This is a genomic window from Citrobacter sp. wls613, from assembly GCF_005281195.1.
Lineage (GTDB): Bacteria > Pseudomonadota > Gammaproteobacteria > Enterobacterales > Enterobacteriaceae > Citrobacter > Citrobacter gillenii.
This window is the reverse complement of sequence record NZ_SZXN01000010.1, coordinates 18520-32361: the sequence shown is the minus strand read 5'-3', so window position 1 is coordinate 32361 and position 13842 is coordinate 18520. Positions and strand designations below refer to the sequence as shown.

At 53.2% G+C, this 13842-nt stretch carries 13 protein-coding genes; all 13 read right to left on the bottom strand.

The genetic code is table 11. From position 1 onward, the window contains the following. A complete protein-coding gene (wzyE, locus tag FDX01_RS01930) occupies nt 1-1353 on the bottom strand; it encodes an ECA oligosaccharide polymerase (protein ID WP_096758937.1) in 1353 nt (450 codons plus the stop codon). Next, nucleotides 1350-2429: a TDP-N-acetylfucosamine:lipid II N-acetylfucosaminyltransferase gene (locus tag FDX01_RS01925; protein ID WP_115259852.1), complete on the bottom strand. Its 1080-nt coding sequence runs from the start codon at nt 2427-2429 to the stop codon at nt 1350-1352. Before FDX01_RS01925 ends, wzyE begins: the two co-directional genes overlap by 4 nt. Then, nucleotides 2426-3676: a lipid III flippase WzxE gene (gene wzxE, locus FDX01_RS01920; RefSeq protein WP_096758939.1), complete on the bottom strand. Its 1251-nt coding sequence runs from the start codon at nt 3674-3676 to the stop codon at nt 2426-2428. The genes FDX01_RS01925 and wzxE overlap by 4 nt, the downstream gene beginning before the upstream one ends. A 1-nt stretch (nt 3677) precedes the next feature. Then, entirely contained in the window at nt 3678-4808 is a 1131-nt protein-coding gene (rffA, locus tag FDX01_RS01915) for a dTDP-4-amino-4,6-dideoxygalactose transaminase (protein ID WP_096758940.1), read from the bottom strand. Nucleotides 4809-4812: 4 nt separating this feature from the next. Next, complete coding sequence (rffC, locus tag FDX01_RS01910; RefSeq protein WP_137399146.1) at nt 4813-5490, bottom strand: dTDP-4-amino-4,6-dideoxy-D-galactose acyltransferase; 678 nt, start codon at nt 5488-5490, stop codon at nt 4813-4815. After that, nucleotides 5468-6349 (bottom strand): glucose-1-phosphate thymidylyltransferase RfbA, encoded by an 882-nt coding sequence (gene rfbA / locus FDX01_RS01905; protein ID WP_137399135.1) that lies wholly within the window; start codon nt 6347-6349, stop codon nt 5468-5470. The genes rffC and rfbA overlap by 23 nt, the downstream gene beginning before the upstream one ends. 18 nt (nt 6350-6367) lie before the next feature. Beyond that, nucleotides 6368-7435 (bottom strand): dTDP-glucose 4,6-dehydratase, encoded by a 1068-nt coding sequence (rffG, locus tag FDX01_RS01900; protein ID WP_135912803.1) that lies wholly within the window; start codon nt 7433-7435, stop codon nt 6368-6370. Next, a complete protein-coding gene (wecC, locus tag FDX01_RS01895; protein ID WP_137399134.1) occupies nt 7435-8697 on the bottom strand; it encodes a UDP-N-acetyl-D-mannosamine dehydrogenase in 1263 nt (420 codons plus the stop codon). The genes rffG and wecC overlap by 1 nt, the downstream gene beginning before the upstream one ends. Beyond that, on the bottom strand, nt 8694-9824 hold the full coding sequence (wecB, locus tag FDX01_RS01890) for a UDP-N-acetylglucosamine 2-epimerase (non-hydrolyzing) (protein WP_137399133.1): 1131 nt from the start codon (nt 9822-9824) through the stop codon (nt 8694-8696). Before wecB ends, wecC begins: the two co-directional genes overlap by 4 nt. Before the next feature lie 55 nt (nt 9825-9879). Further along, complete coding sequence (gene wzzE / locus FDX01_RS01885; RefSeq protein WP_115259857.1) at nt 9880-10926, bottom strand: ECA polysaccharide chain length modulation protein; 1047 nt, start codon at nt 10924-10926, stop codon at nt 9880-9882. Nucleotides 10927-10937: 11 nt separating this feature from the next. Further along, complete coding sequence (wecA, locus tag FDX01_RS01880) at nt 10938-12041, bottom strand: UDP-N-acetylglucosamine--undecaprenyl-phosphate N-acetylglucosaminephosphotransferase (protein WP_135912806.1); 1104 nt, start codon at nt 12039-12041, stop codon at nt 10938-10940. A 235-nt stretch (nt 12042-12276) separates the two neighbouring features. Continuing rightward, on the bottom strand, nt 12277-13536 hold the full coding sequence (rho, locus tag FDX01_RS01875) for a transcription termination factor Rho (protein WP_096758948.1): 1260 nt from the start codon (nt 13534-13536) through the stop codon (nt 12277-12279). Nucleotides 13537-13614: 78 nt separating this feature from the next. Further along, nucleotides 13615-13743 (bottom strand): rho operon leader peptide, encoded by a 129-nt coding sequence (locus FDX01_RS01870; RefSeq protein ID WP_102191218.1) that lies wholly within the window; start codon nt 13741-13743, stop codon nt 13615-13617. Nucleotides 13744-13842 lie beyond the last annotated feature (99 nt).

The window sequence follows — 13842 nt, the reverse complement described above, 5'->3', positions numbered from 1 at the left end:
CTATCCTTCAACCTGTGTCCGGGGCAGCGATTTTATGCGTTTATGAATCAGTCCGGCACTGTCAAACAGCCAGAACAACAGTTTTGCCACCAGCAAACAGACACCAAAAATCACGAGGAAAAAGACCACTCGCGAGACAAACGAATCCAGTCCTTCACGTGCTAACACGATCATATTGAAAATGGCACCGAAACAGAAACTGTGCAAAATCGCCGACTTGTAGCGGTTTGTTTCCCGGTTACCTAACTCGTACAGCCAGTCGAACCATTTGATGATAAGTCCAACCACAATCGCGCCTAACGGGATAAACAACGCCCCGCCCATCACCACCAGCGAGCCAATTAATGTTGGCGAGATAGCCAGCCCCGAGTGGTTGTTCAACACTTCCCAGGTAAAGTAGTTCGCCGAATTGAGTACGATGCTCGGTCGCCCAGGCCACAGCCAACTGGGGATAAACACATAGAAGTCACGCACGATCGGCGCCAGACCCTGGAACTCAATATTGTGGTAATTCTGCAGCAACAATGCCAGGTTTTCCCACGGCGAGAAGGTGTCGCGCGTCAGATACAGGAAAGTATAGAACGCTTCGTCTCCGCTGACGTTCATGCCGTAGCGCTTCAGCGCCAGCCAGAACATCCCCACAATGCCCAGCACGCCAGCGGCCGCCAGCATCCACAGCGAAATCCAGCCGCGAATAATGCCGATAAACAGGAAGATGGCAAAGGCGATGATGATATTGGCGCGCGTGCCGCCCACAATCATATAGGTCAGCAAGCCAAACGCGACGGTGCTTACCAGAAAAAACAGCCACGCTTTGCTGTCCTGACGCAGGAAGTACACCACCAGCATCGCTGGGATGAAGAAGTAGAAGAAGCGCTTCAACGCCACACCGGAAACTTCACTGGAGAAGATCTGGCTGTAGGACTGCAGTCTGAACAGCAGGAAGCCGTTGTGCATAAAGAATATGCCCACGCTCACTAGCGCAATCGCCATCAATATTATCCACGTCAGATGAGCCTCAACGCGGTTGATAGTAAACAGTGGCTTACGCGGTCTTTCCGCCGTTCGCCTGCGTAAACGGGTTTTATAGGTCACGTAATAGACAGCATAGAAACAGGCGGCTGACAGCAGCGCCTGCAGCAGAATTTCCGGCGGGGCCACCGCCACGTCGAAGCGGAATACCAGCACGCTGGTCAGCGGAAAGCCAAAGAAAAACGTCAATAAAAACAGCAATGAGAAGAACACATTGAAGTTAAAGCGTACCCGTCGGAACTCAAACCAGGTCAACGTGGCGATAAACAGTGTGGAGAGCAGCCACACCACCAGCAGACCGCTGAATTGCATCAGGCTCATACCGTTTCTCCGGAAGCAATTTTCAGCGCGTTATGCCACGGCTGTAGGTAATTCGGGCTAAAGAAGGTAATGGCGCTCTTATCGACCGAGGCCAGCTGACGCTGCGCTTCGCGCACAATACCTTCATTGAGTTCATCGGTGGTAAACAATACCGGCAAGTTTTGCTCTGCCATATCCTGCCAGAAGGGGTTTTCGCGGTTAAGCACACACGGAATACCGGCCTGGATCAACAGACACAAGGTGCCGATCCCCTGCTGACGAGCAAAAATAAAGTAGCCCAAATCGCACTGACGCAGTAACGCCAGATAAGCCTCAAATTCCAGCTTTTCGCTGAGAATGTGCAGGTTTTCCGCACGAAATAATGCCAGTCCAGCCTGACGAACATCATCGATATACGCCGCATTATTGGCAGGGTAACCCATGGGCACAATCACGTTCACCGTATCGCCAAACTGCTGATGCACGGCGCGCAGCGCGGCAATATGTTCATTGCTGCGGTCGCCGGAGTTTCCCACCAGAATGGTCATTTTCCCGCTGCGTTCACGCCCGTCGCTCATCGTATTGAGCGATGGATCCATGCGCGTCGGGAAATACAGCAGCTCACCGCGCACGCGCGGATGCAGCCCAGCGAAATAGCGCAAATCACCCCGCGTGGCAAACACGCAGCCCACGCGGTTTTGCGCCAACCGACGAAGCGGATAAAACAGGCGGAATTTCAGTCCACTGGAGACTTCATACAGATCGGCGCCCCAGATGTGCCAGTAAAACTGCTCGGGTTTAATTCCCCCACTCAGCAGTGCCAGCCATAAGCTGGTATTGAACTGACCGTGAAAGAAGAAACGCTGTTGACGATCCGCTTTCGCTTTCTTAATAACCGCCTCTGCCAGCGCCTTTTTCCCGCTATAGAAACTCAGCGATAACGCCGGGCAACTTTCGCTGAATCCCGCATCCTGCCCGGCAACCATAAACACGCGCGCGTGCTCGCTCGTCGCAGCCAGCGAGTCGTTGAAAAACCGCAATACGGTTTGGTTATGGTGAGGGATATCCGATCCCAGAACGTGAATCAGTACTGTCATGCCCGCCTACGCCAGAGTAAAAATACGCCGCAACAGAGAGAAAAATAGACCACATAGGTTGCCATATATGCCTGGGCTGCTCCCAGAGCGCCATGCGCAGGGATCAGCCAGTGGGCAAATGCCGTCAATAACGTGAACTGGCTAATTTCAGCCAAAATATAAAACCGTAGCGACGCTTTCGCGATCACCAAATAGCCAAAAACGTAAGCCCCTACTTTCAGGACATCGCCCACCAGCTGCCAGGCAAACAGATCGCGCATCGCGGTAAATTTAGCCGAAAACAGCAGCCAGATAGCAAAATCACGCAGCAGCCAGACGGTGAAACTCGCGGCAGCAACCGCCGGTAGCACAAACTTCAGCGACTTTACGACCTCGCGCGAAATGTCATGCTTTTCAGTTAAGCGCGACAGCGTCGGCAGCAAGTAAACGCTGAATGAGGCGGTGATAAATTGCAGATACGCATCGGAAATACTGCTCACCCCCTGCCAGATCCCCACGTCATCCCAGCTGTAATGGGCTGCCAGCAGGTTTCGCATCATTACGTACGCCACCGGCAGCGTCACGGAGGTGATCAACGCCATCAGCGTGAACTTGCTTAACTGCCCGGCCAGACCGTTATCCCAGCAGGGTTTCAGGTAGCGCAGTGGGATAGTTCCACGCTTAATCAACATCGCAGCAGCGGGGATCACTACCAGCGCAGGCACCAGCGCCAGCCCTAACAACGCACCTTCGTAACCCCCGAGACGATAGCAACCATAATAGGCCACCACGCCCACCAGGCTACCGACAATCAGCGATAGCGCATTGCCGGCAGCATCGCGAAAACCTTTCATCAGCGCCAGCAGCAGGTTCGCCCAGGCTATGCCCATCTGTACCAGTGCAACCAGCCGCACTAACCCTTGATAATGCGTATGACCAAATAAACCCTGGCTGATCGGCGCTGCTGCCAGCAGAAAAAGGGCGGCCATCAGCGTGGAGAATCCCAGCACCATCGCCGAAGAGGTACCGACCACACGGCGTAACTGCGCCGGATCGTCATGATGCTGTGCGACGTACTTCGTGACGCCGTTGAATATTCCGGCCCCCGCCAGTACACCGAGCACGGTAACCATCTGGCGGAAGTTACCCGCCTGCCCAACACCCGCCGGGCCAAATGAAACCGCCAGCAGTTTCACCACCAGCAGGCCCGCACCAATTTTTACCAGCGTACTGGCTGCCGTCCACAGGGACGCTTTAGCAAGCGACATATCAGGCGAAGTAGTTCAGTAAGGTCGTAATCACTGTGCGCTGGTTGACCGGCGACAGATTGTAAAACAGCGGCAGGCGCAGCAGACGTTCGCTCTCCTGAGTGGTGTAACGATCAACTCCGGCAAACTCACCAAATTTATCGCCAGCCGGGCAATCGTGCAGCGGGATATAATGGAATACCGCCATGATTTCGGCTTCTTTCAGGAAGTTGATCAGCGCACTGCGATCGTCGATATCGCGCAGCTTGATATAAAACATATGGGCATTTTGCACGCAATCCTGCGGGATGGAAGGCAGTTCAATACGCCCGGCGCGTGCCAGCGGTTCCAGCGCATCATAATAATTCTGCCACAGCGCCAGACGCTGCTGATTGATACGATCCGCCGCTTCCAGTTGTGCCCACAGATAGGCGGCCTGCAGATCGGACATCAAATAGCTGGAACCAATATCTCGCCAGGTGTATTTATCCACTTGGCCACGGAAGAACTGGCTACGATTGGTCCCTTTTTCGCGGATGATCTCAGCACGTTCGATTAATTTTTTATCATTAATCAGCGTGGCTCCACCTTCGCCACCCGCGGTGTAATTTTTGGTTTCGTGGAAGCTAAAGCAGCCAATATGACCAATTGTTCCCAGCGCGCGGCCTTTGTAGGTCGACATCACGCCCTGAGCGGCATCTTCCACCACGAACAGGTTGTACTTAGCCGCCAGTGCCATAATGGTGTCCATTTCGCAGGCAACGCCCGCGTAATGCACCGGTACGATAGCGCGGGTTTTGTCGGTGATCGCCGCTTCAATCAGCGTTTCGTCAATGTTCATGGTATCCGGGCGGATATCGACAAAGACGACTTTGGCCCCACGCAGCACGAAGGCGTTGGCGGTGGAGACAAAGGTGTAGCTCGGCATGATCACTTCATCACCAGCCTGGATATCCAGCAGCAATGCCGCCATCTCAAGCGAGGCGGTACAGGAGGGTGTCAGCAGCACTTTCGCGCTGCCAAAATGTTGCTCCAGCCACTGCTGGCAACGACGGGTAAAGCCGCCGTCACCGCACAGTTTTCCGCTGCTCATCGCAGACTGCATGTATTCAAGCTCGGTGCCCACCACCGGCGGTGCGTTAAATGGGATCATGTTGTCACCTGTATAACCAGTACGCGGTGCTTTCTACATTGGCACCGCTCTGTATGTAACGTTTAAGCGCGGCGATATTGCCCATCTGGGTCGCCACGCGCAATGTTGTTTTACCGCGAGCCTGCGCCCAGCACAGCGCAGCCTGCATCAGTTCTGCGCCCGCACTGCGACCAGCCAGTAGGCCAATACGCGCATCGGTCTCATTCAGTTCACGCAGTGAGACATAGCCACGAATATCGCCAGCCTGTGTGCGAAAAACGAGACACTGATGGTCGAACGTGCCCAGTACGGCATTTTCAATCCACTGCGCGTAGAAACGCACGCTGGCATCGGGCGCATACCACGGCGCACGAAAACGGCTTTGCGCGAACGCCTGCCCCGCCAGCTGGCGTAACGCCGGGATATCTGCAGTTTGTGCGACCTGCGCGCTAGGATTGTCATAAACGCCCGTGACCGACAGCGCTAAATCCACTTCCCCTTCGACCAGCGAGAAACCCAGCTGCTGCAATGCATCTAACTCCTGGGCGTTCGCCGCAGGAATTTTCGCCTGTACCCGCTCCCAGGGCTGCAACGAATCCGCAGTCAGAACCGGCGCATGCGGGTCAACACGCACAATGGCGCTCTTCACGCCAAAGAACGTATTCTCCCAATTCAGCGGCTCAATACTGGCGCGGACGAGCACGGAGTAGCTCCAGCAGATATTGACCATAACCGGTTTTAGCCAGAGAACTGGCGGCACGCTTCACGCCTTCATCATCCAGCCAGCCGTTGCGCCAGGCGATTTCTTCCAGGCAGGCAATTTTAAAACCCTGACGTTTCTCAACCGTTTGTACGAACATACTCGCTTCAATCAGGCTGTCATGCGTACCGGTATCCAGCCAGGCAAAGCCACGGCCGAGCAGTTCCACCGTCAGGTTACCCGCGTCAAGATACATCTGGTTGATGGAGGTAATCTCCAGCTCTCCACGCTCGGAAGGCTTCACGCATTTTGCGTACTCCACCACCTTACTGTCGTAGAAATAGAGTCCCGTCACCGCCCAGTTAGATTTCGGTTCTTTCGGCTTCTCTTCCAGCGAGACGGCGCGGAAATTGTCGTCAAACTCCACCACGCCGAAACGCTCAGGATCCATAACCTGATAGCCAAATACCGTCGCCCCTTCCGTTCGGGCAGCAACGTGGCGCAGTTTTGGACTAAATCCCTGCCCAAAGAAGATGTTGTCACCTAAAACCAGACAGGAAGGCTCACCGTTAAGGAACGTTTCCCCGATGATAAACGCCTGCGCCAGTCCGTCCGGGCTGGGCTGCTCGGCATAGTGCAACTCGATGCCAAACTCAGAGCCATCGCCCAGCAAACGCTGGAAATAGCCTTTATCTTCCGGCGTGGTGATAATCAGGATTTCACGGATCCCCGCCAACATCAGCACCGATAGCGGGTAGTAAATCATCGGCTTGTCGTAAATCGGTAATAGCTGTTTCGATACGCCACGCGTAATGGGGTGCAGGCGAGAACCCGAACCTCCCGCCAAAATGATACCTTTCATGCGTACCTCCTCCGGAAATTAACCCTTCAGACCTAAACGTTCACCCTGGTAGCTGCCGTCCTGCACGGGCTTCCACCACGCCTCATTCGCCAGATACCATTGCACGGTTTTGCGCATGCCGCTCTCAAACGTTTCCTGCGGCATCCAGCCAAGTTCACGTGCAATCTTCGACGCATCAATGGCGTAACGTTGATCGTGGCCAGGACGATCGTCAACAAAGGTGATCAGTGAGCGGTACTGCGCAAGGCCCTGTGGCTTGTTGGGGGCCAGTTCTTCCAGCAGACAGCAAATCGTCTCGACTACGTCCAGATTCTTACGCTCGTTGTGCCCGCCGATGTTATATGTTTCACCCACGGCCCCGGTGGTCGCTACGCAATACAACGCGCGGGCATGATCCTCCACGTACAGCCAGTCGCGGATCTGCTGCCCGTTGCCGTATACCGGCAGCGGTTTGCCCGCCAACGCGTTAAGAATCGTCAGTGGGATCAGCTTTTCCGGGAAGTGGTACGGGCCGTAGTTGTTGGAGCAGTTGGTAATCAGCGTAGGTAAACCGTACGTACGTAGCCAGGCACGGACAAGATGGTCGCTACTGGCTTTCGATGCGGAATAAGGGCTGCTTGGTGCATACGGCGTGGTTTCAGTGAAAAAATCATCCGTAGAATGGAGATCGCCATACACTTCATCGGTCGAAATATGATGGAAACGAAACGCCGATTTTTTCTCATCGGTTAATACGTTCCAATAAGCGCGCGCCGCTTCCAGCAGGGTGTAGGTACCCACAATATTGGTTTCGATAAACGCAGCCGGACCATCAATGGAACGATCAACGTGGCTTTCCGCCGCCAGGTGCATGACGCAGTCTGGCTGATACTGTTGAAAGACAGCGTCAAGCGCAGCCCGATCGCAGATATCAACTTTCTCAAAGGCAAAACGGTCATTCTGTGCGACCGGCGTTAGCGACATCAGGTTGCCGGCATAGGTCAGTTTATCGACCACCACCACAGCATCCTGCGTCTCGTTAATGATATGCCGTACAACCGCGGAGCCGATAAATCCGGCGCCACCGGTGACCAGAATTCGTTTCATTATCGCCAGACTCCTTTGGTATCAACCACGTACTGCTGGTGTACCGCATCGCCTTTAATCGCTTTAAATTCATTATGGTCGACCAGCATCACCAGCACATCAGCGCTTGCCAGTGCGTCGTCCAGTTTCGCCAACGTACACAGGCCATCCAGTTTTTTTGGCAGTTGATGAACATTCGGTTCCACCACCAGCGTTTCACCGCCGTGCCACTGGGCGATACTCAGCGCGATACCCATCGCCGGGCTTTCACGTAAATCGTCAATATTCGGTTTAAATGCCAGGCCAAAACAGGCAATTTTCACCTCGCTGGCGCGTTTGTTTGTCTTCGCCAGACAATCCGCGACGGCGGCTTTTACCCGATCAACAACCCAGTGAGGTTTGCCATCATTGACTTCACGGGCGGTGCGGATCAATTTCGCCTGCTGCGGGTTCTGCGCCACAATAAACCATGGATCGACTGCAATACAGTGACCGCCAACGCCGGGACCAGGTTGCAGTATATTGACGCGCGGGTGTCGGTTCGCCAGGCGAATCAGTTCCCAGACGTTAATCTCCTGTTCGGCGCAAATCAGCGACAATTCATTGGCAAAGGCGATATTCACGTCGCGGAAGCTATTTTCAGTAAGTTTACACATTTCCGCTGTGCGGGCGTTAGTCACCACACATTCACCTTCAAGGAAGATGTTGTACAGCTCGCTGGCGCGCGCGGAACAGACGGGCGTCATCCCGCCAATCACGCGATCGTTTTTAATCAGCTCGACCATCACCTGGCCCGGCAGCACGCGCTCTGGACAATAGGCAATATTGACGTCTGCCTGTTCCCCAGCCTGTTGCGGGAACGTCAGATCAGGCCGAATTTCGGCAAGCCATGCGGCCATCTGCTCGGTCGCCCCGACGGGTGACGTTGACTCGAGGATCACCAGCGCACCTTTTTTAAGCACCGGTGCCACTGACTTCGCCGCCGCTTCGACGTACACCATATCGGGTTCATGCTCCCCTTTGAACGGGGTAGGCACAGCGATTAAATACGCATCCGCTTCCGTGGGTTTGGTGGTCGCCCGAAGATACCCCTCTTCTACAGCTGTTTTCACCACCGCACCGAGGTCGGGTTCAACGATATGGATCTCACCACGGTTAATGGTGTCCACCGCATGCTGATTAACATCTACGCCAATCACGTGTTTTTGACGGGAAGTAAAAGCAGCTGCGGTTGGCAGCCCGATATAACCCAGCCCAATGACAGAAATGGTCGTAAAACTCATAGCGATATCCGATTGTTTTTTAACGCGTCTAAAATGCGACCACACGCTTGCCCATCGCCATACGGATTATGGGCTCGGCTCATGGTCTGATATTCATCTTCGTCATGCAGCAAACGCGTGACTTCTTCCACAATACGCTGCGGATCTGTCCCCACCAGCCGCACCGTGCCTGCAGTAATGGCCTCCGGGCGCTCCGTCGTTTCGCGCATCACCAGCACTGGCTTACCCAGTGATGGGGCTTCTTCCTGAATACCGCCAGAATCGGTCAGGATCAGCCAGGCGTGGTTCATCAGCCAGACAAACGGCAGGTACTCCTGCGGCTCGATCAAAATCACATTGTCAACGTGACCCAGGATGCGATTAACCGGTTCGCTGACGTTAGGGTTCAGGTGCACCGGGTAGACAATCTGCACATCCTGATTCGCCGCTGCAATTTCTGCCAGCGCATGGCAGATTTGCTCAAAACCGCGACCAAAGCTTTCCCGACGATGACCGGTCACCAGGATCATCTTTTTATCCGCGCTCAGGAAAGGATAATGCTCGGCCAGTTCGGCCCGCAGTTCATCGCTCGCCAGTACGCGATCGCGAACCCAGATCAACGCATCAATCACCGTATTGCCGGTGACAAAAATGCGGTTATCGGCAATGTTTTCGCGTAACAAGTTCTGCCGCGAGTTTTCCGTAGGTGCAAAATGATACATCGCCAGACGCCCGGTCAGCGTGCGGTTTGCCTCTTCCGGCCACGGAGAATAGAGATCGCCGGTTCGCAACCCGGCCTCAACATGTCCGACAGGAATACGCTGATAAAACGCGGCCAGACTGGTGGCAATGGTCGTTGTCGTATCACCATGTACCAGTACGACATCCGGTTTAAACTCAGCCAGAATCGGCTTTAACCCTTCAAGGATTCGGCAGGTAATTTCGGTGAGTCCCTGACCGGGCTGCATAATATTGAGATCGTAGTCAGGCACAATGGAAAAGAGGTTCAACACCTGATCAAGCATCTCCCGATGCTGCGCTGTGACGCAAACTTTCGCATCAAAATCAGGATCTTTTGCCAGCGCATGAACCAGAGGTGCCATCTTGATGGCCTCCGGTCGCGTGCCAAATACAGTCAGTACTTTCACATCGATTCTCTTCGGATTGGCAGCGAGGGCCCAGCCCCTCACTGCAACGGTATTGCTAAATCGGGCGGCGACGGGTTAACGCGACACCGGCACCGATCAAGGCCCCGACAATGCCCCACATAATCATCAGGAAGGCACGGCGCGGGCTATCACGTTTTACCGGTTCTTCCGGCGTCCGCAAATAACGATAGGTCTGAAAACGTGGGTCCAGAGTAGGACCGACGTTCAGCGTATTGAGCATGGCTCTGTTTTGGAAATAATCCAGATCGAACTCTGGACCAACGGCCTGCAAGTTTTCGAGTCGCGCCTGCAGCATAGGACGTCCGAGCAAAAACAGCTCAGAGTCCGGTAATTCATCCGCAGGTACATCGGTTGAAGTGCGAGAAATATTATGTTGCTCGGCTATTTTGAGCGCTTGTTCAATGTTGTGAGCGCGACGAGAAAAGAGTGATTTCGCCACCTCTTCCTGGCGTTTAACCTGCGCTTTCATCTGTACCGTGCGCGCAGCCCACGCGCCTTTTAACTCATCGTTCAGATGGCGTGCTGCACGCTGGCTGGCAAATGCCACATACTGGCGCAGCAGGTTGTTAGCATCTGGCGCCGTTTCCGCAATCAGCTTCACGCTGTCATTAGTGTTGCGCTGTGCATCACCAGGCATAAACTGAATGTTATTAATCAGCTCATCCAACAATGCCGCATCGGCTTTACTGTTGCCGACCATCCGTTGCTTAAAGTAATCGGTCTGCTGCCAAAACTCACGGCGCGTATCCCACGAGGCAACCTGCATGACAAATTCTTTATACGCTTCGTCCATCACCGACGGTTGATCCGCCGGAGCCAGGCTAGCCTTAATATCCAGGTTACGTAAAAACTGCTGCTGAGAGTAATAGCCCCCCAACATATTCACCGTAGGTCGGTCAGAAATGGCGGTCGCACTCCACTCCTGACGCGCAAAAAACGTATAGGCGAGAGCAACAAGCGCAAAGACGAGGGCCATACCGACAATCCACACCTTCCCTGCCCATAAGGTCCGAAACAACCCACGGATGTCCAGTTCATTTTCAGTGTTCACGGCACGCTCTCCCGGTAATGGCTGTGTCATCGCATCCTCATTTACTTGGTTAAGTTTGGTTTGTTTTCGCGGTTTCTTCGTAGCCTGCGTTTCATACGTTTGATAAATCTTGCCACCTTCCAGGCACGCTTGATGCAATAACCGTAGAAGAAGAATGCTAGCAAAAACAGCACCAGCATGACCCATTCAGGAACAAAATGAGAATATTCTGCCAGCACGCCAATGGCGGCCAGAATCGCAGCAGCCAGCGTAATCAGGACAAACGCTTGTCGGGAAGTAAACCCGGCACGCATGATCAAATGATGAATATGCTGGCGATCCGCAGAAAAAGGACTCATCCCCTTACGCAAACGACGGTACATGATGGCTACCATATCCATCAGAGGAATGGCGATAATCCACAGCGCAGTGACCGGGCTAATAGGATGGGTTTTACCCTGTGTGGTTTCCAGCAGGATCCAGATAACGGTGAAGCCAATTAGCGTACTGCCCGCATCGCCCATAAACACCTTGTAGCGACGACCTAACACGCCGAGGTTGAGCAGAATATACGGCAGAATGGCGGCAATCATCGCGAAGCACCAGATTGCCAGGCTAGTTTGTCCATCAAACCAGAGGATCAGGCCCATTGCGGCAAAGGATACGCTGGACAGCCCGCCAAGCAGGCCATCAATACCATCAACCATATTGAAGGCGTTAATTGCCGCCCAGACGGCGAAGAGCGTCAGGAAATAGCCGAACGGACCGAGGACCATCTCCCAAGGGCCAAAGATGTAGCCCAGACTGCTGAGATAGAGTTTACCAACCACCATCATAATGACGCCGATGGCCGCCTGAATTGTGGCGCGAATTTTTACGCTGATATCATAACGATCGTCCAGCGCGCCAATAAAAACCAGCACACCGGCACAGGCGAGGTAGAGAGAAGCATGTGGGATGTAATAATCTGCGATTAAGAACATAAAGCAAATACCGGCGTAAACCGAGATCCCCCCAACCAACGGTATCAGCCCCTGATGACGTTTACGATAGTTGGGCTTATCCACTAAACCGATCTTTTTTGCGACCTTACGCGCAAAAAAAAGGAACAGTGTCGTGAATAGAAAAATACTGATGAGATCAGTACTTGCTGTCAGTAAATTCACAATGCGTGCTCTCAGAGAAAATTATTAGCAGAAGTATAACCACGAAGACCTTTATTCAGAAGGGAAACTCCGTTCCGAAATGCCTGTTTTGTATAATTATTAATCACACAACACGAATGACGTATCGAGCGCAAAATAAAGGTGAGTGACATCACTATTGCTTATGTGTCGCTTAGGTTACAGGCATAAAAGCAAAACGCCACGTAAAACGTGGCGTTTTCAGAGGATGCCCGACTTAAGAGCGCTTCATCATATCGAAGAAGTCGTCGTTGGTCTTGGTCATCGCCAGCTTGTTAATGAGGAATTCCATCGCGTCGATTTCACCCATCGGATGAATGATTTTGCGCAGGATCCACATTTTCTGCAGCTCTTCCTGAGTGGTGAGCAGCTCTTCTTTACGGGTACCGGAACGGTTGTAGTCGATAGCCGGGAAGACGCGTTTTTCAGCAATCTTACGCGAGAGGTGCAGTTCCATGTTGCCGGTACCTTTAAACTCTTCATAGATAACTTCATCCATTTTAGAGCCGGTATCGACCAGCGCAGTCGCGATGATGGTCAGGCTGCCGCCCTCTTCCACGTTACGTGCCGCACCGAAGAAACGCTTCGGACGGTGCAGGGCGTTGGCATCAACACCACCAGTCAACACTTTACCGGAAGCCGGTACCACAGTGTTGTAGGCACGCGCCAGACGGGTGATGGAATCAAGCAGGATGATAACGTCTTTCTTGTGCTCAACCAGACGTTTCGCTTTCTCGATAACCATTTCCGCAACCTGAACGTGGCGAGATGCGGGTTCGTCAAAGGTGGAAGCAATCACTTCACCTTTAACCAGACGCTGCATCTCAGTCACTTCTTCCGGACGTTCGTCGATCAGCAGTACCATCAACACGCAGTCTGGGTGGTTGTAAGCGATGCTCTGTGCAATGTTCTGCAGCAGCATGGTTTTACCGGCTTTCGGCGGTGCCACAATCAGACCACGTTGGCCGCGACCGATCGGAGACGCCAGATCCAGGACACGAGCCGTTAAGTCTTCTGTAGAACCGTTACCACGTTCCATACGCAGACGTGAGTTTGCGTGCAGCGGGGTTAAGTTCTCGAACAGAATCTTATTACGCGCGTTTTCCGGCTTGTCGTAGTTAACTTCGTTAACTTTCAACAATGCAAAGTAACGCTCACCCTCTTTAGGAGGACGAATCTTACCGGAAATGGTGTCACCAGTGCGGAGGTTGAAACGGCGGATTTGGCTAGGGGATACGTAGATGTCGTCTGGGCCTGCGAGGTAGGAACTGTCTCCAGAACGAAGGAAACCAAATCCATCCTGCAATATCTCCAGCACACCGTCACCAAAGATATCTTCGCCACTCTTTGCGTGCTGCTTCAGGATGGCAAAAATAATGTCCTGCTTGCGCATACGAGCCAGGTTTTCCAGGCCCATATTTTCGCCGAGAGTGATCAGCTCAGAAACCGGCGTATTCTTTAATTCGGTAAGATTCATAATGGTGTGAGTTCTTAAACTTGGGGTAAATCTCGAACTTAATGTTGTGAATGGTATGGCAGGGTCATCCATGCCTGTTTACGGCCATCGACTCATGTCTGTTCGCTGTCTGGTCACAGGAAAGTACGCAGAACTGAAACGACAAGACGGATTGAGCGACAAGCCAGGAATCTGTCCACTTCTCGCGCGAGAAACAACGGGAAGCATTGGATAAACAAGATTCAAACTTAATAAGGTATGTTTAATACGAAGTCAACACTAACTTAGCACGACTCAAGTCGGGCGTCCAGTCATCCGAAGAATTTT

Excerpts from the sequence above, each read along its gene's own strand:
- wzyE (WP_096758937.1), bottom strand. The coding sequence starts at position 1,353 with ATGAGCCTGATGCAATTCAGCGGTCTGCTGGTGGTGTGGCTGCTCTCC.
- FDX01_RS01925 (WP_115259852.1), bottom strand. The coding sequence starts at position 2,429 with ATGACAGTACTGATTCACGTTCTGGGATCGGATATCCCTCACCATAAC.
- wzxE (WP_096758939.1), bottom strand. The coding sequence starts at position 3,676 with ATGTCGCTTGCTAAAGCGTCCCTGTGGACGGCAGCCAGTACGCTGGTA.
- rffA (WP_096758940.1), bottom strand. The coding sequence starts at position 4,808 with ATGATCCCATTTAACGCACCGCCGGTGGTGGGCACCGAGCTTGAATAC.
- rfbA (WP_137399135.1), bottom strand. The coding sequence starts at position 6,349 with ATGAAAGGTATCATTTTGGCGGGAGGTTCGGGTTCTCGCCTGCACCCC.
- rffG (WP_135912803.1), bottom strand. The coding sequence starts at position 7,435 with ATGAAACGAATTCTGGTCACCGGTGGCGCCGGATTTATCGGCTCCGCG.
- wecC (WP_137399134.1), bottom strand. The coding sequence starts at position 8,697 with ATGAGTTTTACGACCATTTCTGTCATTGGGCTGGGTTATATCGGGCTG.
- wzzE (WP_115259857.1), bottom strand. The coding sequence starts at position 10,926 with ATGACACAGCCATTACCGGGAGAGCGTGCCGTGAACACTGAAAATGAA.
- rho (WP_096758948.1), bottom strand. The coding sequence starts at position 13,536 with ATGAATCTTACCGAATTAAAGAATACGCCGGTTTCTGAGCTGATCACT.
- FDX01_RS01870 (WP_102191218.1), bottom strand. The coding sequence starts at position 13,743 with ATGCTTCCCGTTGTTTCTCGCGCGAGAAGTGGACAGATTCCTGGCTTG.